Here is an 18,790-nt window from a genome sequence, read left to right on the forward strand (position 1 = left end):
TCCCTCTGCATAGTGGCGGGTCGAACCGAGAGGGGCTCTTCCGTGTCGCAGACCAATGACAACGCCGTCCAGCAGGTCGAGCTGGAGCGGGCGCAGGTGTCCGTCATCGCCGAGCTGTTCGACGAGCGGCTCGCCGGGGCGCGGGCGCAGCTGGCGCGGGTGCTCGCGTCGACGGCGGACAGTGCGGGCGAGGTGTACGAGCGGGAGGTGGCGGCGGGCCGGCTGGCAGGTGAGGTGCGCCGGCTGGAGGGGGCCGAGGGCGGGCTGGTCTTCGGCCGGATCGACCTGGCGGACGGGACGGTGCTGCGGATCGGGCGGCTGGGCCTGCAACGGGAGGAGGACGAGCTGCCGCTGCTGGTGGACTGGCGGGCGGAGGCGGCGCGGGCGTTCTACGAGGCGACGCCCGTCCACCCGCTGGGGCTGCGCCGCCGCCGTCATCTGAGCCTGACGGGCCGCACGGTGGTCGGGGTGAGCGACGAGCTGCTGGACGGCTCGGAGCCGGCCGCCGGGGACGTCGTCGGCGACGGGCCGCTGGCCGCGGCGCTCCAGGAGCGGCGGACCGGCCGGATGGGCACGGCGGTCGCGACGCTCCAGACGGAGCAGGACGCGATCGTCCGGTCCTCGCACCGCGGCGTGACGGTGGTGCAGGGCGGCCCGGGCACCGGGAAGACGGTGGTCGCGCTGCACCGGGCCGCGTACGTGCTGTACGCGTTCCCCAAGGCGGCCGAGCGCGGCGTGCTGGTGCTGGGGCCGAACACGCGGTTCCTCGACTACATCTCCCAGGTGCTGCCCTCGCTCGGGGAGAACGACGTCGTCCTGGCCACCTGCGCGGACCTGGCCGGCGTGGTGCCCGGCGCCGTGGACCGGCTCGACGTGGCCCGCCTCAAGGGCGGGGCCGAACTGGCGGACGCGCTGGCCGGTTCGGTCCGCTCCCGGCAGGCCCCGGGCGGGGACTTCACGGTCCGGGTCGGGAAGGAGTGGGTCGGCCTGGCGGAGGCGGAGGTCGCCGTGGCGCGGCAGGCGGCGCGGGCGAGCGGGCTCGCGCACAACCGGGCGCGCCGGCTGTTCCTGGAACTGCTGGTCGACGCCCTGACCAGCGCGCTGGCCCGGGGCATGGCCGAGACGCTGGAGCGCATCGACGCCGAGGTGGCCCAGCTCACCGGGGTCGACTTCGACCGGATGGCGGCCCGGGACCTGCGCAACCTCGGCATCGACGAGGCGCCCGCCACCGGGGCCGACGAGTTCGACGCCGACGCCGTCCGCGCAGCGCTCCTCGACGACCCGCACATCGACCGGGCCGTCGAGGAGCTCTGGCCGCGGCTGGAGCCCGGCGACGTGGTCGGCGCCCTGCTGGCCGACGCCGACGCGCTGGAAGCGCACCTCCCGCACCTCACCGGGGAGGAGCGGGCCCTGCTGCTGCGCACGCCCGGCACGCCGTGGACCGACGCCGACCTGCCGCTCCTCGACGAGGCGGCGAGCCTGGTCGACGGCCCGCCCGAGCAGGCCTTCGGGCACGTCGTCGTCGACGAGGCGCAGGAACTGACCGCGATGCAGTGGCGGATGGTCCTGCGCCGCTGCCCGGGCAGGTCGATGACGCTGGTCGGCGACTTCGCCCAGGCCGGCCCGGCGACGGCCGCACGGGACTGGAACGAGGCGCTCGACCCGCACCTCGGCCACCGCTTCGACCTGCGGACGCTGACCGTCAGCTACCGGACCACGCAGGAGATCCTGGCCACCACCGGGGAGTTGCTGCGCCGGATCGCCCCGGACCAGCCGCCGATCCGCTCGATCCGGAACGGGGACGAGCCCCGGACCGTCGCGGTGGCCCCGGACCGGCTGGCGGCCGGTGTCGTCCGGGAGCTGCGGACGCAGAGCGCCGCGCACCCGGGCGACCTGCTCGGCGTGGTCTGCGCGGACGGCCGGGTGGCGGAACTGGCGGCGGCGGGGGTCGAGCGGTACGCCCGGCTGGTCCCGGCGTCGGAGGCGCGCGGCCTGGAGTTCGACGAGGCCGTCGTGGTCGACCCGGACGGCATCGCCACCGCCCGCCCGGCCGGCGAGCGCGACCTGTACGTCGCCCTCACCCGCGCCACCAAGCGCCTGTGCACGGTCACCGTTCGGGCGTAGCGGGCCGGCCGTCGCGCGGGACGCCGGCCCGGCCGGCTTCCCGCGCGACCGCCCTGCCGATCGGCACGCCCTAGGATCGGTGGATGATCACCGTTCCGTCCGGCCGGGTCACCCTCTCCGACCGTCGCACCCAGCGCAGTTGGGCCGTCGACGTCGCCTCGTACGAGCTGGCGGCCTGTCCGGTGACCCGCGAGCAGTACGAGGGCGCCACCGGCGACCACCGCCCCGCGCACAGCGTCTCCTGGCTGGACGCCGTCCGCTACTGCAACGAACTCTCCCGGCGCGAGGGCCTGGCGCCCGCCTACGAGGTGGACGGCGAGGACGCCGCCTGGGACCGCGCCGCCGACGGCTACCGGCTGCCCACCGAGGCCGAGTGGGAGCACGCCTGCCGCGCCGGCACGGACGGCCCGCGCTACGGCCCGCTGGACCAGATCGCCTGGCACCGCGGGAACTCGGACGAGCGCCCGCACGCGGTGGGCGGACTGCGCCCCAACGGCTACGGGTTGTACGACCTGCTCGGCAACGTGTGGGAGTGGTGCTGGGACCGCTACGACCCCGAGGTGTACGGCGACTACCGGGTGCTGCGCGGCGGCGGCTGGTTCGACGAGCACTGGAGCTGCCGCGCCTCCGTGCGCCGCCGCAGCCACCCGACCCTGCGGATCGACGACGTGGGATTCCGGCTCGCCCGCTCGATCGCGGTAAACGAAAGCGCGGCGCGGTAAACGAGAGCGCGGCGCGGTAAATCGCGGGCCGATCGGAATTCTCGGGGAGTTTTTCCGCGAAATGAGGAACCGCCACCTCGCGTATGCGCGTTGACGCCGGCATGAACGAGGAAAACGTCACCCTGCGCCCGATCGCCGAAGCCGACCTCCCGCACTTCCTGTCCCTGCTGAACGACCCCGACGCCATGGGCGAGCACCTGTGGTTCGGCTGGCGGCAGCCCGACCGGATCCGCCGGGTCTGGGCCGAGAACGGGCTGCTCACGGAGGAGCAGTGGACGCTCGCGATCACCGTGGACGGGGAGTTCCGCGGTTACGCCGCCGCCATGCGGGAGGCCGCCGCGCCGACGGGTTGGCACTGGAGCATGGGCGCGCAGCTGCTGCCCGGGGCGCGGGGCCGGGGGATCGGCACCCGGGCGCAACGGCTGTTCGTCGACTACCTGTTCGCGCATTCGCCGGTGATGCGGCTGGAGGCGGAGACCGAATCCGCCAACCTGGCCGAGCAGCGCGTCCTGGAGAAGCTCGGCTTCGTCCGCGAGGGCGTGAAGCGGGCGCAGCTCTTCCGGGCCGGCGCATGGCGCGACGTCGTTCTCTACAGCCTGCTGCGCACCGACCCCCGTCCGCCGCTCGACCGAGGAACCGCGACGATCTCCCGGCCGTTGGCGCCTGCATGAGCGAAGAATCAGTCTCCCTGCGCCCGATCGTGGAGGACGACCTGTCCGCGATCGAGGAGCTGGTGAACGACCCGCAGGCGCTGGGCGAGTTCCAGTGGTACGGCTGGCGGGACCCGCAGCGGTTCCGTCGCCGGTGGCAGGAGAGCGGGCTGCTGGAGGACGAGAAGTGGATGCTCGCGGTGGTCGTCGACGGCGGGTTCGGCGGCTTCGTCGCCGCCAACCGCAGCGGGGTGCGGCCGACCACCCCGTACTGGAGCATCGGCGTGCAGCTGCTGCCGGAGGTGCGCGGGCGCGGGATCGGCACCCGGGCCCAACGGCTGCTGGTGGACTACCTGTTCGCGCACTCGCCGGTGATGCGGCTGGAGGCGGACACCGAGGCGGACAACCTGGCCGAGCAGCGCGTCCTGGAGAAGCTCGGCTTCACCCGCGAGGGCGTGCAGCGCGCGGTGACGTTCCGGGACGGCGAGTGGCGTGACATCGTCCGCTACGGCCTGCTGCGCACCGACCCGCGCCCCTGAGCGGCCCCGAACCACTCCTCGGCGAGGGCGTCCAGCGTCCGCGCCGAGGGCTTCAACTCCCGTAGGTACCACGGCAGGTTGCTGTACACGTGGAGCAGCGTGTACGCCAGCAGCAGCCGGGGCTCGAAGCGGCGCCCGTAGGCGTCCAGCAGCCGGCCCAGCAGCCGGGGGTCGGCCCGGGTGGTGAAGAGGCCGACGGCGACCAGGTCGTAGGCCGGGTCGCCGATCATCGCGGGCTCGAAGTCGATCAGGCCGGTCAGGCGCCAGCCGTCGGCCGGGTCGGTGAGCAGGTGCTCGCGCATGAACTCGGTGTGCAGCAGGGCGCGTACGGGAGCGGCGGGCAGCAGGGCGGCGGCGAGGAAGTCGGGGATCTGCTCCAACCAGTCCTCGGCCAGGCCCCGTTCGCGCTGGCGGGCCACGGCGCCGGCCCGTTGGCGGGCCAGGAAGGCCGGCCAGTCGCCGGGGCCGAGGGTGTCGGCGAGCGGCTCGGGGTCGAGGGCGTGCAGGGCGGCGAGCGCCTCGCCGCAGTCGCGGGCGATCCGTTCGCGGTCGCTCGGCGGGATGCGCGGCCAGGCCGGGGCGAGGCCCTCGCCGGGCATGCGGGACATCAGGACGTACCGCCAGCCGTTGGCGTCCTCGCCGGCCGCCCGGACGGCCGGGGTGGGGATCGGCAGGGCGCCGTGCACCCGGGTGAGCACCCGTTCCTCGACCAGGGCGTCCCGGGCGCTGGCCGCCGGGAACAGCTTGAGGACGTGTTCCGCGCCGACCGCGTACACCGGGACGGAGCCCTCCGCGAAGCGCTCCAACGGCAGGCCCCCGACGCCCAGCCGGGCGCAGAGCGCCTGCGCGCCGGGGCGCATCACCGTCTCGTCGGGGACCACCGCGTCCCATTCCTCGTCCGTCAGCACCAGGGGCAGCATGGCGTCACGCTAGACAGGCGGGCGGACCCGGCGCAAAGGGGTTCTCAGTACCCGTCCTGGCAGGTCCCGCGGTCGTCGGCGGCCGGGGGGAGGGGCTCCGGGGTGGACGGGTCGCGGGTGAGCAGGTAGCGGGCGCCGGGGCCGGCTTCGGCGGCGCGGTCGGCGGCGTTGTAGAGGGCGCAGCGGGAGAGCGAGAGGCAGCCGCAGCCGATGCAGCCGGTGAGCTTCTCCTTGAGCCGCTGCAGTTCGGCGATCTGGTCGTCGACCCGGTTCTGCCAGGACTCGGCCACCTGGTCCCACTCGGCGCGGCTGGGGGCCGGGCGGTCGGGGAGCCGGTCGAGGGCGACCTTCGCCTCGTCCAGCGAGAGACCGACCCGCTGGGCGGCGCGGACGAAGGCGATCCGGCGCAGCGTGGCGCGGGTGTAGCGGCGCTGGCCGCCGGAGGTGCGGGTGGCGTGGATCAGGCCGAGGCTCTCGTAGTAGCGCAGCGCGGAGGCGGCGAGGCCGCTGCGGTGGGCGAGTTGGCCGATGGTGAGCAGGTCGCTGTGGTGCGGGCCGGGTATGCGGCGGCCGTCGGGGCGGTCGGTCATGGAAGCCCACTGTAGCCGCTTGACCTCAAGTCGGCTTTAAGTTGCAGGATCGTGGCCATGACGACGAACGCGACCGCCAAGACCGCGACCGGCACCCGCTTCGAGGACCTGCCCGCCCTGATGAGCCTGATGACCGGCGACGAGAAGCACGGCCCCGCCGCCACCTCCACCCTGGACGCGCTCTGGGTGCTGTACGACCGGGTGCTGCGGGTGGCCCCGGAGAGCGCCGACGCGCCGGACCGCGACCGCTTCCTGCTCTCCAAGGGCCACGGCCCGATGGCGTACTACGCCGTGCTGGCGGCCAAGGGGTTCGTCGACCCGGAGGTGCTGCCGAGCTTCGGCGGCTACGACTCGCCGCTCGGCCACCACCCGGACCGCACCCTGGTCCGCGGCGTGGAGATCGCCTCCGGGTCGCTCGGGCACGGCCTGCCGCTGGCCGTCGGCACCGCGCTCGGACTGCGGGCGCAGGGCCTGGCCGACCCGGCGGTGTGGGTGCTGGTCGGCGACGCGGAGTTCGACGAGGGCTCCAACGCCGAGGCGGTGGCCTTCGCCGGGGCCTACGGACTGGACCGGCTGCACGCGGTGGTGATCGACAACTCCTCGGCCACGCACGGGTGGCAGGGCGGCATCGCCCAGCGGTTCGCGGCCGAGGGCTGGTCGACCGCGACGGTGGACGGCCGCGACCACGAGGCGCTGTACCGCGCGTACACCGCGGAGCACCCGGGCCGCCCGCACGTGGTGGTCGCCCGGGTCGAGCCCAAGGGACCGCACTGAGCCGGCGCAGCACGCCCGAGCACGCCGAGACCGACACCGAGACCGACACCGAGACCGACACCGAGACCGGCGCCGAGTCCGAGACCGAGACCGAGCCCCCGAGAGGAACCCCACCGATGGACACCATGCGCGACCGCTTCGTGGACCTGACCACCCGCCTGCTGGACGAGGACCCCCGGCTGGCCCTGGTGCTCGCCGACATCACCGCGGCCGCCTTCACCCCGGCGCAGCAGCGCCACCCCGACCGGGTGGTCAACGTCGGCATCCGGGAACAGCTGCTGATCGGCGCCGCCGGCGGCCTGGCGCTCACCGGGATGCGCCCGATCGCCCACACCTTCGCCAGCTTCCTGATCGAGCGGCCCTTCGAGCAGGTCAAGCTGGACCTGGTCCACCAGGGCGTCGGCGCCGTGCTGGTGAGCGCGGCGGGCTCGTACGACTGGCCGGCCGGCGGCCGCACCCACATGTCCCCGGGCGACGTCGCCCTGCTGGACACCCTGCCGGACTGGACGGTCCACGTCCCCGGCCACCCGGACGAGGCCGAGCAGCTGCTGCGCCACGCCTACGCGGACGGCGACCGCAACGTCTACGTCCGGCTCTCGGCGCACCAGAACGCGGCCCCGGTGCCGGTCGAGCCGGGCCGGTTCGCCACCGTCCGGAAGGGCTCGCGCGGCGCGGTGCTCGCCGTCGGGCCGATGCTGGACGCGGTGCTCGCGGCCACCGAGGGCATGGACGTCACCGTGCTGTACGCGGCGACGGTGCGCCCCTTCGACGCCGCCGGGCTGCGCGCGGCGCTCGGTGACCGGGCGGACGTGGTGCTGGTCGAGCCGTACCTGGCGGGCACCTCCGCCAACGAGGCGCACGCGGCGCTGGCCGACCGCGCGCACCGGGTGCTGGGCCTGGGCGTGCCGCGCGCGGAGCACCGGCACTACGGCTCGATCGGGGAGCACCTGGCGGCCTACGGCCTGGACGCCCCGTCGCTCCGGGAGCGGATCGGCGCCTTCCTCTGGTGAGCTGTCCCGGCTACGTCGCGACGATCGCCACCGCGTCCGCCGCCAGCCGTACCGCCGTTCCTTCCAGCACCGCCGTTCCTTCCAGCACCGCCGTCCCCTCCGGTGCCGCCGCGCCGAAGGCCGCCACCACCTCGCGCCCGGCGGCGCCGAGCGGCAGCGCGGCCTCGCCCGGCCCGAGGTTGACGGCGATCCGGTACGGCCCGCGGTGCACCACCAGCAGGCCCGCCGCCTCGTCGAACGTCACCCGCACCGCGCCGAGGTCCGGGTCGGACAGCTCCGGGCGCTCGCGCCGCAGGCGGATCAACGTCCGGTACCAGGCGAGCAGTTCGCTGTGCGGGGCGCGCCGGGGCTCGGTCCAGTCGAGGACCGAGCGCAGCACGGTGGCGGGCTCCTGCGGGTCGGGGACGGCCTCGGCGGTCCAGCCGTGCTCGGCGAACTCCCGCCGCCGGCCCTGTCGGACGGCCTCGGCGAGGTCGGGGTCGGTGTGGTCGGTGAAGTACTGCCAGGGGGTGGTGGCGCCCCACTCCTCGCCCATGAAGAGCATCGGGGTGAACGGCGAGGTGAGCACCAGCGCGGCGCCGCAGGCGAGCCGGCCGGGGGTGAGGACGGCGGAGACGCGGTCCCCGAGCGCCCGGTTGCCGACCTGGTCGTGGGTCTGGAGGTAGCCGAGCAGCCGGTGGCCGTCGCCGAGCGGGGTGAACGGGCGGCCGTGGCCGCGGCCGCGGAAGGAGGACCAGGTGCCGTCGTGGAAGAACCCCCGGGTGAGCGTCTTGGCGAGGGCGGCGAGCGGTGCGCGGGCGAAGTCCCCGTAGTAGCCGTGGGATTCGCCGGTGAGCGCGCAGTGCAGGGCGTGGTGGAAGTCGTCGCTCCACTGCGCGGTGAGGCCCAGGCCACCCGCCTCGGACGGGGTGGTGGTGGCGGGGGTGTTGAGGTCGGACTCGGCGACCAGGAACAGCGGCCGGTTGGTGGCGACAGCCAACTTCCGTACCTCGCCGGACAGTTCCTCCAGGAAGTGGATCGCCCGGTCGTCCGCGAGGGCGTGCACGGCGTCCAGTCGCAGCCCGTCGATCCGGTAATCGCGCAGCCAGGCCAGGGCGCTGCCGACCAGGTAGGCGCGCACCTCGTCCGAGCCGGGCGCGTCCAGGTTGACCGCCGAGCCCCACGGGGTGTGGTGCCGGTCGGTGAAGTACGGGCCGTACGCGGGAAGGTGGTTGCCGGACGGGCCGAGGTGGTTGTGGACGACGTCGAGCACCACCCCGAGGCCCTTGCGGTGGGCGGCGTCCACGAAGCGCTTGAGCCCCTCGGGGCCGCCGTAGGGCTCGTGGACGGCCCAGGGCGAGACACCGTCGTAACCCCAGCCGTGCCGGCCGGGGAACGGGCAGACCGGCATCAGCTCGACGAAGTCCACACCCAACTCGACCAGGTGGTCGAGGTGTTCGGCGGCGGCGTCGAAGGTGCCGCGGGCGGTGAAGGTGCCCACGTGCAGCTCGTAGAGCACCGCGCCGGGCAGCGCCCGGCCGCTCCAGCCGGTCCGCGACCAGCGGAACGCGGCGTGGTCCACCGTACGGCTCGGACCGTCCGGGCCGTGCGGCTGCCAGGCCGAGCGCGGGTCGGGCAGCGGCGGGCCGTCGTCCAGCCGGAAGGCGTAGTCGCCGGCCGGTGCCTCGCCGGACCACCAGCCGTCCCGGTCCGGGCAGCGGGCCAGCTCGTGGGCCGTGCCGTCCACTTCGACCCGCACCCGGGAGCCGGCGTTGGGCGCCCACACCTGGTAGAGCGGCATCAGGCCCTCCTCGTCAGCAGTGCCACCGGCAGGGCCGCGAGCAGCTCCGCCACCGGCACCGCGCCCGCCGGGAAGCTCCGCCCGGTCAGCTCGTCCGTCCACGGCCCGCCCGCCGGCAGTTCCAGCGCCGTGTCGCGCCAGCCGCCCGCCCGCTCCAGCCCGTACGGCAGCCGGGTGACGGCGGTGACCACGTCCTCGCCCCGGGCGAAGGCCAGCAGGTGGTCGGCGGCGGGGCCCGCGGCGTCCAGCGGCCGGTACCGGCCGAGCCGCCGGTCGCGGCGCAGGTGCAGCGCGGTGGTGGTGAGGTGCAGCTTCTCCCGGGCGAGGTCGCCGGGGCGCGGCGCGGCCGCGTCGGTGAGCCGCACGGCGAGCGCGCCGAGGTCCACCACGCCCCGGTTGTCCGGGTCCACCAGGGTGTACAGCGGCTCCTCGCTGCCCTGGTAGAGGTCCGGCACGCCGGGCACGGTGAGGTGCAGCAGCGCGGCGGCCAGGGTGTTGGCCCGGGCGTACGGGGCCAGGGCGTGCACGGCGCCCTCGATCCGGGGGAGCAGCCCGGGATTGTCGTGGACCGCGCGGGCCCGCTGCTCCAGGGCCCGCTCGTAGCCCGGGTCGGGGGTGGTCCAGGAGGTGCGCAGCTTGGCCTCGCGGGCGGCCTTGAGCAGGGCGGTGACCAGCCGGTCCGGGGCGATCGGCCAGGCGGCGACCACGGTGTGCCAGAGCAGCCAGTCGGCGTCCGGGTCGAAGCCGGGGCCCGCGGCGGTGGACCAGGCGGCGGCCTCGGCGGCCCAGGCGTCCGGCCGCTCGGCGAGCACGGCGAGCCGGGCCCGGGCGTCGGCACTGCGCTTGGTGTCGTGGGTGGAGAGCACCGTCATGCTGTGCGGCCAGGTGTGCTCCAGGTAGCGGCACCAGTCGTGGAACTCCGCCGGGTGGAGCCCGGGCCGGGCGGGCTCGCCGCCGACCTCGTTGAGGCCGGGCAGGGCGTTCCAGCGGTAGAAGGCGGTGTCCTCGACGCCCTTGGCGGCCACCGCGGCGGCGGTCTGGGCGAAGCGCGCGCAGAACTCGTCCTTGTCCGCGCCGCGGCCCAGCCCGCCGAGCGCGAGCGCGGCCACCAGGCGGTCGGTCGGGTCGGTGGAGCCGTCCAGGGCGGCCCGCAGCTGCGCCGCGGAGGCCGTCGAGGGGGGCTCGCCGGGCCGGACGTACGGGCGGTACGCCGGGTAGCCGGTGAGCAGCCGGCCGAGCGCGGCGCGCAGCTGCCCGGGCGCGTGGTCGGCGTGCGCGGGCTCGGCGGCGCCGATCCGCAGCGCGATCCGCACCAGCCGTTCGACCTCGGCGGCGAGTTCGCCGTCCGGCCCGGTCATGTCGGCCCGCCCGCGCCGGGCCTCGGCGATCGCGGGGTGCGGGTCCGCGCAGAGGTCCCGGACCGGGCCGCCGTGCCGGAAGGACTCGTACGCCCCGGCCAGCCGGCAGGCGCCCGCGTGGTCGGTGAGCACGCCGTCGATCCGGCGCAGCGCGTCGTAGCCGGTGGTGCCGGCCACCGGCCAGTCCTCGGGCAGCCGCTCCTCGCCGGTGAGGATCTTCTCGACCACGACGTACGCCCCGCCGGTGGCGTCGGCGAGGCGCCGCAGGTAGCCGCGCGGGTCGGCGAGCCCGTCCGGGTGGTCGATCCGGAAGCCGTCCAGGACGCCGTCGGCGTGCAGCCCGAGCAGCACGGCGTGGGTGGCGGCGAACACCTCCGGGTCCTCGGCGCGCAGCGCGATCAGCTCGTTGACGGTGAAGAAGCGCCGGTAGTTGAGCTCGGTGCGGGCCAGTCGCCACCAGGCCAGGCGGTACCACTGGCGGGCGAGCAGCTCGGGCAGCGGCAGCTCCTCGGTGCCGGGGCGCAGCGGCAGCTCGTGGTCGTGGTAGCGCAGGGTGTCGCCGTCCACGGTGAGCTGGTCCAGCACGCCGCCGAGCCGGTCGCCGAGCAGCGGCAGCAGCACCCGGCCGCGCCCGGGGGCGTCGGCCGGGCCCGGCTGGGCGGTCCAGTCGATGTCGAACCAGCGCGCGTACGGGGAGTCGGGCCCGTCGCGCAGCACCTGCCACAGCGGCCGGTTGAGGCGTTCGGGGACGGGCACGGCCATGTGGTTGGGCACCACGTCGGCGATCAGCCGCAGGCCGTGGCGGTGCGCGGCGGCGGCCAGCTCGCGCAGCGCCGGCTCGCCGCCGAGCTGCTCGCTGATCCGGGTGTGGTCGACGGTGTCGTAGCCGTGGGTGGAGCCGGGGACGGCCTCCAGCAGCGGGGACAGGTGCAGGTGGGAGACGCCGAGGGCGGCCAGGTAGGGGACGGCGGCGGCGGCGTCGTGGAGGGTGAAGCCGGGCTGGAGCTGGAGCCGGTACGACGACGAGGGGACGGTGGCGGCCGGGCGGGGCTGCGCGGGCTCGGCGGCGGGGGTCATAGCTCCATAGGTACCCGGGGGAGCCCGCCGCCAAGACCCGCTGCTGACCCGAACAGGTGACCGCCCCGGCCGCCCGTAGGGTCCGCGCCGCCTCCGGGGACCGGCCGCCCGACGGGCCCGCCGCCCGGGGACGGCGCCTACGCGGGCCGTTGCAGCACCATCAGCGAGCGGTCGGTGAGCCACAGGGCGTCCCCGGCCTTGACCCGGGCGCCGGTGCCCGGAGCGGGCAGCCGGGGCCGGGCGGTGTCGACCACGACCTGCCACTCCTGCCCGTGGTCGGCGGGCACGGTGAACTCCAGCGGCTCGAAGTGGGCGTTGAACATCAGCAGGAAGGAGTCGTCGACGATCCGCCCGCCGCGCCGGTCCGGTTCGGAGATCGCGTAGCCGTTGAGGAAGACGGTCAGCGACTTGGCGTAGCTGGCGCCCCAGTTGTGCTTGGTCATCTCCTCCCCGGCCGGGGTGAACCAGGCGATGTCGGTGAGGTCGTCGAATCCGCCGGAGGCCGGCCCGCCCGGGCCCTGCGCACCCGTACCGCCCTGGCCCTGGCCCGGCGCGGCCGAACCCGGCCGCCCGGACACCGGCCGGCCGTGGAAGAAGCGCCGCCGCCGGAACACCGGGTGGTCGCGGCGCAGCCAGATCATCCCCTGGGTGAACTCCAGCAGCCGCGCCTGCGGCCCGTCGCCCTCCGGCCAGTGCACCCAGGTCAGCTCGTTGTCCTGGCAGTAGGCGTTGTTGTTGCCCAGCTGGGTGCGGCCGAGCTCGTCGCCGTGCGAGAGCATCGGCACGCCCTGGGAGAGCATCAGGGTGGCGATGAAGTTGCGCTGCTGGCGCTCCCGCAGCTCCTCGACGGCCGGGTCGGCGGCGGGGCCCTCGACGCCGCAGTTCCAGGAGCGGTTGAAGGACTCGCCGTCCCGGTTGTCCTCGCCGTTGGCCTCGTTGTGCTTCTCGTTGTACGAGACCAGGTCGCGCAGGGTGAAACCGTCGTGGCAGGTCACGAAGTTGATCGAGGCGATCGGGCGGCGGCCGTCGTCCTGGTAGAGGTCGGAGGAGCCGGTGAGCCGGGAGCCGAACTCGGCGAGCGTGGCGTTCTCGCCGCGCCACAGGTCGCGCACGGTGTCCCGGTACATGCCGTTCCACTCCGTCCACAGCGGCGGGAAGTTGCCCACCTGGTAGCCCCCCTCGCCGAGGTCCCAGGGCTCGGCGATCAGCTTGGCCTGGGAGACCACCGGGTCCTGCTGGACCAGGTCGAAGAACGAGGAGAGCCGGTCCACCTCGTGGAACTGCCGGGCGAGGGTGGCGGCGAGGTCGAAGCGGAAGCCGTCCACGTGCATCTCGGTGACCCAGTAGCGCAGCGAGTCCATGATCAGCTGGAGCACGTGCGGGCTGCGCATCAGCAGGCTGTTGCCGGTGCCGGTGGTGTCCTCGTAGAAGCGCTGGTCCCGGGCGAGGCGGTAGTAGGAGACGTTGTCCAGGCCGCGCAGCGACAGCGTCGGCCCCAGGTGGTTGCCCTCGGCGGTGTGGTTGTAGACGACGTCCAGGATCACCTCGATCCCGGCCGCGTGCAGCGCCTTGACCATGGACTTGAACTCCTGCACCTGCTGGCCGCGGTCGCCGGTGGAGGAATAGGAGGAGTGCGGGGCGAAGAAGCCGATGGTGTTGTAGCCCCAGTAGTTGGCCAGGCCCAGGTCCCGCAGCCGGTGGTCGCGGACGAACTGGTGCACCGGCATCAGCTCGATCGCGGTGACGCCGAGCTTGGCCAGGTGCTCGATCACCGCCGGGTGGGCCAGGCCCGCGTAGGTGCCGCGGATCTCCTCCGGGATGCCCGGGTGCAGCCGGGTCAGGCCCTTGACGTGGGCCTCGTAGATGACGGTGCGGTGGTAGTCGGTGCGCGGCGGGCGGTCGGTGCCCCAGTCGAAGTACGGGTTGATCACCACCGAGTGCATGGTGTGCGGGGCGGAGTCCAGGTCGTTGCGGCGCTCGGGGGCGCCGAAGTGGTAGCCGTAGACCGACTCGTCCCAGTCGATGTGCCCGCTCATCGCCTTGGCGTACGGGTCCAGCAGCAGCTTGGCGCTGTTGTGCCGCTGGCCCAGGCCCGGGTTGTACGGGCCGTGCACGCGGAAGCCGTAGCGCTGGCCGGGCTGGACGCCCGGGAGGTAGGCGTGCCGGACGAAGGCGTCCGTCTCGCGCAGCTCGACGGCCGTCTCGGAGCCGTCCTCGGCGATCAGGCACAGCTCGATCCGGTCGGCGCTCTCGGAGAACACCGCGAAGTTGGTGCCGGCTCCGTCGTAGGTGGCGCCGAGCGGGTAGGGCGTACCGGGCCAGACCTGCATGGCTTCTCAACTTCCTTGTCTGCAAAGAAAACTGGCGACTGATCCGACAATCGGCCCGGATCTGGACGGTGCCTGCCCGGCCGGGCGGCCGGACATGTGCGGCGCGGGCGCGCCGTGACGTACGGCACAGTCGGCATACTCCCCGAGCCTTCCCCCGGCGGCCGGGACACGCGGCCCCGGTTCGCCCGAACGGGTGTCCGGCCGTTCATTCCTGTGAAGAGTCGGACCGCCGGCCGGTGCGGGCCCGGTGCCATCCGGCTGCGAGCGGCTCGCGCCGGGCAGTACCCTTGATCGTCCGGCCGCCGGTCCGGGCCGACAGGCAGTCAACAGTCAACGTCCCCGCGCCCGCGGGGGTCAGCCGATGAGGTGGCGCATGGTGTTTCCCGCCGGCGGCCGTGGCTCCGGGCCGGGCGGCCCCGACCGTGGCGCGGCCCGCAGCGAGGCGCCCACGGTGGTCATGCGCCCCACCCTGACCGGCCGCCCCGGCGCCCTGGTGCCCGCGCAGGGCGGCCCGGTCGAGATACCCGCACTGGCCTGGTCGGCCGGCGAGTGGGAGGACGCCTACCAGCGGGTCCGGCTGTCCGGCCGCGCCTACGTCTGGCTCAACCTGGTCGAACAGCGGCTGCGCGCCCTCGTCGACGAGGTGCTGCACCCGATCTACGCCCCCGCCCACGGCGAGGACTGGGTCACCGCCGCCGCCGGGCCGGCCGGCGAGGAGTGGGCGCACCGGGCCGGAGCCGTACGCGAGGTCAGCCGCCGCAAGGGCTACCTGCTCGACCCGGCCGACGACGACCCGCTGGTCTTCCTCACCCTGCCCCAGCTGCGCGAGCTGATGGTGCAGCACTGGCCCTGCTTCGAGCCGTACCTGGCCGACCGGCGCGAGATCGAGCTGGCGCTGGACGAGCTGGAGGTGGCCCGGCACGTGGTCTCCCGCAACCGGGTGCTCACCCAGACCGTGCTGGCCCAGACCGAGCGGGCCGCCGCCCGGCTGCTGGCCGTCCTGGACGGCGGCGCGGGCGGGGTGCCCGCCGACGTGGTCGAGTCCCTGGTGGCCGGCCGGTACGCGGACGTCGTCGCGGTGCACGCCGACCGGGTCCGGCTCCAGCGCGACCTGCCGGTCGAGGACCTGCTGGACGGTGCCCGGCGCCTCGACGCGCTCGGCATCGGCCTCGGCATGCTCTGCCAGAACTACACCGGCAAGCGCCTGGTGCGCCTGGCCGGCGAGGGCTGCCGGGTACGGCTGCTCTTCCTCAACCCGGCGAGCAGCGCCGTGCGCCGCCGCGAACGCGAACTCGGTCTCGGCCGCAGCGAGTTGTCGCGCTCCATCGAGATGAACATCATGCACGTGCGGCGGGTCCGGGCCCGGCTGCGGGACCAGGGCGGCTTCGAGATCCGGGTCTTCGACGAGACCCCGCGCTTCACCGCCTACCTGGTCGAGGGCCCCCGCACCCCCGGCCAGGCGGGCGGCCGCCGGCAGGGCCGCGACCTCGGCGTCATCCAGCCCTACCTGCGCCGCGCGCGCGGCATGGAGTCCCCGGCCCTGGTGCTGCGCGGCGGCGCCGGCCAGCAGCCCGGCGGCACCGAGCCCGGCCTGCTGGAGGTCTACCGCGAGGAGTTCGAGGGCGTCTGGGCCGACTCCCGGCCGGTGTCCTGAGAGCCGGCCGCCGCCGCCCGCATCCTGAGAAGAACCCTGGTCGGGGCGGTGCGAGCGCTGCCAGACTGCGGGCCGTGAACACGCTCCCCGTCTGGACCCTGGAACCCGCCGCGCCCGACGACCTCGAACGCGTCACCGACCTCAAGGACCAGGTCATGCGCGCCGACCTGGAACGCCTCGGCCGCTGGGACCCGGACCGCTCCCGCCGCCGGGTGGCGGACTCCTTCTCCACCCGGTGGACCTCTGTGCTGCTGGTCGAAGGGTCCTTCGCGGGCTCCGTCACCGTCCGCCCCGACGGGCGCGGCGGGCGCCACCTGGAGATGTTCTACCTGGCCCCGCACCTTCAGGGCCGCGGCCTCGGCACCGCCGTGCTGCGCCACCTCCTCGCCGAGGCCGACGCCGCCGGGGAGCCGGTGCACCTCGTCGTCCTGCGCGGCAGCGCCGCCCGGCGGCTGTACGAGCGGCACGGCTTCACCGCCGTCCACCAGGACGCGGTCGACGTCCACCTGTACCGCCCGGCCCCCGCCCCCGCGACCACCCCGGATCGTGCGACAGTCCGACGCCCCGTGCGGGCCCGCAGCGGGCGCTGACGGCCGCTCAGCAGGTCCACGGATTCGGTACGGTCGCACCGGCCCGTGCCAGGTGCTCGACGTCGCGGCTGACGAGCGTCCAGCCGTTCGCGGTCGCCGTGGCCGCGATCAGGGCATCGGGCGGCTCGACGCTCGCCGGGAGCGCGTCGATGTCGGTGCCGGCGAGCTCGGCGTCGAAGTGCTGTGCCCGGTCTTCGGGCAGGGAGGCGCGGATCTCTCCGACCGTCCGCAGAGGGCGGGACTCGTCCGGGCGGTGAGGGGGCACGGGCAGGTTCGGGGCGGTGCCCATGGGCGGCTCCTCCGTTCGGTCCGAGGACAAGCCCAGGCCCGTCGGACAGGCGGGCCGGGCTCCCCGCGGGCGGCTCTGTCGGTGGGGCGGGTGATGATGGGGGCTGTTTTCGAGCGAAGGACGGAAGGACACATCTGATGAGCTGGTGGCAGCAGCCACTGGTCGGCTTCGACCTGGAGACCACGGGCACCGACCCGGCCGTGGACCGCATCGTCACGGCCGCCCTCGTGGACACCGTCGGAGCCGCCCGGGTGGGAGCCGCCCACTGGCTGATCGACCCGGGGGTGCCGATACCCGCCGAGGCGGAGGCGATCCACGGGATCGGGGACGCGGTGGCGCGGAGCAAGGGCAGGCCGGCGAAGGGGGCGGTGGACGAGATAGCCGCCGCGCTGTGCGAACGGATCGCCGCCGGGCGGCCGGTGGTGGCGTTCAACGCGCCGTTCGACCTGTCGCTGCTCGACGCCGAGCTGAGGAGGCACGGGCTGGAGACGCTCGCCGAGCGCCTGGGCCGGCCGGTCGGGCCGGTGCTGGACGCGCTGGTCATCGACCGGGCCGTGGACAGGTACCGCAAGGGCTCCCGCACCCTGCAACGGGTCTGCGAGCTGTACGGGGTGGAGCTGACGGACGCCCACGAGGCGGGCAGCGACGCGCTGGCCGCCGTCCGGGTCGCCGTCGCGCTGGCCGACCGCTACCCGGCCGAGGTCGGGGCGGTGGCCCCCGCCGAACTGCACCGGCGCCAGGTCGACTGGTACCGGCAGTGGGCCGAGGGCCTCCAGGCCTGGCTGCGCCGCGGCAAGGACCCCCAGGCGGTGGTCGACCCGCGCTGGCCTGCCCGGTGACGGTACGCCCGGCCCGCCCCGCGGACCTGCCCGGCTTCCTCGCCCTCGCCGCCGAGGTCGAGCACTGGTTCGGCCCGATGGTCGCCGAACCGGGCTTCCACCGCGCGGTGGAGAACAGCGTCGCCCGCGGCCTGGCCACCGTCGCCGAGGACGGCCAGGGCGTCGCGGGGCTGCTCGGCGGCCTGCCGTTCGGCGTCGGCGGCCCGGGGCCCCACCGCCTGCACTGGCTGGTCGTCGCCGGGCGCGCCCGGGGCACCGGCATCGGCCGTGCCCTGGTCGAGGACGCCCTGCGCCGCCACGTCCGGGGCCCGGCCACCGTCGAGGTGGTGACCTTCGGCCCGGATCACCCGGGCGCGGTGGCGAGCGGCGCCCGGGTCTTCTACGAGCGGCTGGGCTTCGCCCCGGCCGAGGCCGCCGACCCGGGCCCGGAGGGCGGCTCCCGGCAGGTCTACCGGCTCGTCCTGGCCTGACGGGCCCACCGGACGTCGGGACGGGGTCCCGACAGGAGGGCTATGCCGCCGGGAAGTCGAAGGTGTACCCCTGGGCGACCAGCCAGGGCAGCAGCTGCCGGAGCGCGGCCACGGTCTGGCTGCGGTCGCCGCCCCCGTCGTGCATCAGGACCACGCCGCCGGGCCTGAGCTGCTTCTGCACGGCCGAGACGATGGCCGGCACCCCCGGGCGCGCCCAGTCGCGCGGGTCGACGGACCAGCCGAGCGAGGACATCCCGAGGTTCGCGGTGATCTGCTCGTTGTCGGCGTCGAAGCCGCCGCCCGGGGCGCGGAACCAGCGGACCTCGGTCCCGGGGCCGCCCGCCTGGACGATCATGTTCCGGGCGGCGGTGATCTCGTATCCGGCCCGGTCGTGCGGGAGCTTCGCGAACGGCTGCGGGTGGTGGACGCTGTGGTCGCAGAGCCGGTGCCCGGCGGCCAGGACGCGCTTGACCACGGCCGGGTTGGCGGCGGCGTTCTGGCCGATCTGGCAGAAGGTGGCCTTGACGCGGTACTGGGCCAGCAGGTCGAGGATCTGGCCGGTGGCCGGCCCGGGGCCGTCGTCGAAGGTGAGCGCGACGGTGCGCCCGCCGGAGGCGGTGGAGCCGATCACGGTGCCCGCCCCGGTGTGCGGGGGCGGCGCCGCGGGCGTGGACGGTTCGGCGGAGGGCGCGGTCGGGGTGGTCGGCGTGCCGGGAGCGGTGGGCGTGGTGGGCACGGCGGAGGCCGTGGCCGCGGACGGGCTCGGCGTCGGCCTGGGCGGCACCGCCGAGGTGGCGGGGGCGGCGGACGGGGAGTTCGCGCCGCCCGGCGGCACGGCGTCCGAGCCGGGAGCCGGCGCGACGGCGGTCGCCGCCGTCCCGCTCGGCCGGGCGGTGGCCGGTGACGGCGTCCCGGACGGCGCGGCCGCGCTCGGCGGCCGGAGCGCCCCGTCGGCCGTCCCGCACGCGGCCAGCCCCAGGGCGGCGGCCACCGCGACCGTGCCCGTGAGCAGCCGGAGCCGGGATCGGGACGGTCGGGTCGGGGCGCAGGGGCGGCGGGCGGTCCGGTGCATGG

At 75.2% G+C, this 18,790-nt stretch carries 17 protein-coding genes; 10 read left to right on the forward strand and 7 right to left on the reverse strand.

Features of this window, described 5'->3' with window-relative positions; translation table 11 throughout:
* Positions 1 to 42: 42 nt before the first annotated feature.
* The 4 genes from ACZ7RU_RS03475 (at position 43) to ACZ7RU_RS03490 (ending at position 4,035) form a co-directional block, all read left to right on the forward strand.
* Complete coding sequence (locus ACZ7RU_RS03475) at positions 43 to 2,124, forward strand: HelD family protein (RefSeq protein WP_470339265.1); 2,082 nt, start codon at positions 43 to 45, stop codon at positions 2,122 to 2,124.
* An 83-nt stretch (positions 2,125 to 2,207) separates the two neighbouring features.
* Complete coding sequence (locus ACZ7RU_RS03480; protein ID WP_470339266.1) at positions 2,208 to 2,846, forward strand: formylglycine-generating enzyme family protein; 639 nt, start codon at positions 2,208 to 2,210, stop codon at positions 2,844 to 2,846.
* A 101-nt stretch (positions 2,847 to 2,947) separates the two neighbouring features.
* The gene (locus ACZ7RU_RS03485) at positions 2,948 to 3,517 is read left to right on the forward strand and encodes a GNAT family N-acetyltransferase (protein WP_470339267.1); all 570 of its coding nucleotides are present in this window, start codon (positions 2,948 to 2,950) and stop codon (positions 3,515 to 3,517) included.
* Positions 3,514 to 4,035 (forward strand): GNAT family N-acetyltransferase, encoded by a 522-nt coding sequence (locus ACZ7RU_RS03490; RefSeq protein ID WP_470339268.1) that lies wholly within the window; start codon positions 3,514 to 3,516, stop codon positions 4,033 to 4,035. The genes ACZ7RU_RS03485 and ACZ7RU_RS03490 overlap by 4 nt, the downstream gene beginning before the upstream one ends.
* Here the strand turns inward: ACZ7RU_RS03490 and ACZ7RU_RS03495 are convergent.
* Both ACZ7RU_RS03495 and soxR read right to left on the reverse strand, forming a co-directional pair.
* On the reverse strand, positions 4,002 to 4,955 hold the full coding sequence (locus ACZ7RU_RS03495; RefSeq protein WP_470339269.1) for a phosphotransferase family protein: 954 nt from the start codon (positions 4,953 to 4,955) through the stop codon (positions 4,002 to 4,004). The genes ACZ7RU_RS03490 and ACZ7RU_RS03495 overlap by 34 nt on opposite strands.
* Before the next feature lie 44 nt (positions 4,956 to 4,999).
* Positions 5,000 to 5,545: a redox-sensitive transcriptional activator SoxR gene (gene soxR, locus ACZ7RU_RS03500; RefSeq protein ID WP_470339270.1), complete on the reverse strand. Its 546-nt coding sequence runs from the start codon at positions 5,543 to 5,545 to the stop codon at positions 5,000 to 5,002.
* Positions 5,546 to 5,602: 57 nt separating this feature from the next.
* Between soxR and ACZ7RU_RS03505 the strand changes: the two genes are divergently transcribed.
* Both ACZ7RU_RS03505 and ACZ7RU_RS03510 read left to right on the forward strand, forming a co-directional pair.
* Positions 5,603 to 6,319, forward strand: coding sequence for a thiamine pyrophosphate-dependent enzyme (locus ACZ7RU_RS03505; protein ID WP_470339271.1), 717 nt, complete (start codon positions 5,603 to 5,605; stop codon positions 6,317 to 6,319).
* A gap of 116 nt (positions 6,320 to 6,435) precedes the next feature.
* The gene (locus tag ACZ7RU_RS03510; protein ID WP_470339272.1) at positions 6,436 to 7,329 is read left to right on the forward strand and encodes a transketolase family protein; all 894 of its coding nucleotides are present in this window, start codon (positions 6,436 to 6,438) and stop codon (positions 7,327 to 7,329) included.
* A gap of 10 nt (positions 7,330 to 7,339) precedes the next feature.
* Here ACZ7RU_RS03510 and treZ read toward each other — a convergent pair whose 3' ends face one another.
* The 3 genes from treZ to glgX all read right to left on the reverse strand — a co-directional run bounded on the left by treZ (position 7,340) and on the right by glgX (position 13,874).
* Positions 7,340 to 9,109 (reverse strand): malto-oligosyltrehalose trehalohydrolase, encoded by a 1,770-nt coding sequence (gene treZ, locus ACZ7RU_RS03515; protein WP_470339273.1) that lies wholly within the window; start codon positions 9,107 to 9,109, stop codon positions 7,340 to 7,342.
* Positions 9,109 to 11,544: a malto-oligosyltrehalose synthase gene (gene treY, locus ACZ7RU_RS03520; RefSeq protein ID WP_470339274.1), complete on the reverse strand. Its 2,436-nt coding sequence runs from the start codon at positions 11,542 to 11,544 to the stop codon at positions 9,109 to 9,111. Before treY ends, treZ begins: the two co-directional genes overlap by 1 nt.
* 137 nt (positions 11,545 to 11,681) lie before the next feature.
* Positions 11,682 to 13,874: a glycogen debranching protein GlgX gene (glgX, locus tag ACZ7RU_RS03525; protein ID WP_470339275.1), complete on the reverse strand. Its 2,193-nt coding sequence runs from the start codon at positions 13,872 to 13,874 to the stop codon at positions 11,682 to 11,684.
* Between the two features lie 373 nt (positions 13,875 to 14,247).
* On the opposite strand from glgX, the gene ACZ7RU_RS03530 reads away from it, so the two are divergent.
* Positions 14,248 to 15,528: an SAV2148 family HEPN domain-containing protein gene (locus tag ACZ7RU_RS03530; protein ID WP_470339276.1), complete on the forward strand. Its 1,281-nt coding sequence runs from the start codon at positions 14,248 to 14,250 to the stop codon at positions 15,526 to 15,528.
* A 74-nt stretch (positions 15,529 to 15,602) separates the two neighbouring features.
* On the forward strand, positions 15,603 to 16,118 hold the full coding sequence (locus ACZ7RU_RS03535; protein ID WP_470339277.1) for a GNAT family N-acetyltransferase: 516 nt from the start codon (positions 15,603 to 15,605) through the stop codon (positions 16,116 to 16,118).
* A gap of 7 nt (positions 16,119 to 16,125) precedes the next feature.
* Here ACZ7RU_RS03535 and ACZ7RU_RS03540 read toward each other — a convergent pair whose 3' ends face one another.
* Positions 16,126 to 16,407 carry a PIN domain-containing protein gene (locus ACZ7RU_RS03540; RefSeq protein WP_470339278.1) on the reverse strand — a complete coding sequence of 94 codons (282 nt, stop codon included), beginning with the start codon at positions 16,405 to 16,407 and terminating at the stop codon, positions 16,126 to 16,128.
* Positions 16,408 to 16,544: 137 nt separating this feature from the next.
* Between ACZ7RU_RS03540 and ACZ7RU_RS03545 the strand changes: the two genes are divergently transcribed.
* Both ACZ7RU_RS03545 and ACZ7RU_RS03550 read left to right on the forward strand, forming a co-directional pair.
* Positions 16,545 to 17,246: an exonuclease domain-containing protein gene (locus ACZ7RU_RS03545; RefSeq protein WP_470339279.1), complete on the forward strand. Its 702-nt coding sequence runs from the start codon at positions 16,545 to 16,547 to the stop codon at positions 17,244 to 17,246.
* Positions 17,243 to 17,716 (forward strand): GNAT family N-acetyltransferase, encoded by a 474-nt coding sequence (locus ACZ7RU_RS03550; RefSeq protein ID WP_470339280.1) that lies wholly within the window; start codon positions 17,243 to 17,245, stop codon positions 17,714 to 17,716. Before ACZ7RU_RS03545 ends, ACZ7RU_RS03550 begins: the two co-directional genes overlap by 4 nt.
* 40 nt (positions 17,717 to 17,756) lie before the next feature.
* Here ACZ7RU_RS03550 and ACZ7RU_RS03555 read toward each other — a convergent pair whose 3' ends face one another.
* A complete protein-coding gene (locus ACZ7RU_RS03555; protein ID WP_470339281.1) occupies positions 17,757 to 18,788 on the reverse strand; it encodes a polysaccharide deacetylase family protein in 1,032 nt (343 codons plus the stop codon).
* Positions 18,789 to 18,790: the final 2 nt, after the last annotated feature.

The sequence above is a fragment of the Kitasatospora sp. NPDC114501 genome (assembly GCF_055633695.1).